We start from the raw sequence: 370 nt of genomic DNA on the forward strand, positions 1-370 counted from the left end.
CATCCGGTGGCGTTCGACCGACAGATCGGTCGGATTGTTTTTGGGGAAATAGGCTTTTACATCTTGATTCCGTTTCTTTTTGAAGCGTGGGTATTTTGACTTTCCTTTAAAGAAATTCTTAAAAGCACGGTCCCCATTCATAATCGATTGTTTGACGGCTTTACTGGAAACCTTTTTAATCCATGGATCATTTTCTACTAGATGCACGTTGTTTAACCACTTTGAAAAGTCATAGCCGGACAGATGTTTTTTCATTTCTTTGTAGTGTTTTTGAGCCGTAACTAGATACAGATTGTAAACATACCTGCAAACGCCGATCGTTTGGTGTACTTTTTGTCGTTGCGCAGGCGTGAGGAGAATTTCAGTTTTA

1 protein-coding gene is annotated in these 370 nt (G+C 40.0%); it reads right to left on the minus strand.

Annotation, left to right across the window (positions count from 1 at the left end; genetic code table 11):
• A partial coding sequence (locus tag AU377_RS09275) for a helix-turn-helix domain-containing protein (RefSeq protein WP_156450423.1) occupies positions 1 to 360 on the minus strand: 360 nt, incomplete at its 3' end.
• Positions 361 to 370 lie beyond the last annotated feature (10 nt).

It is taken from the genome of Sporosarcina sp. HYO08, assembly GCF_001563475.1.
In the GTDB taxonomy this organism is placed as follows: domain Bacteria; phylum Bacillota; class Bacilli; order Bacillales_A; family Planococcaceae; genus Sporosarcina.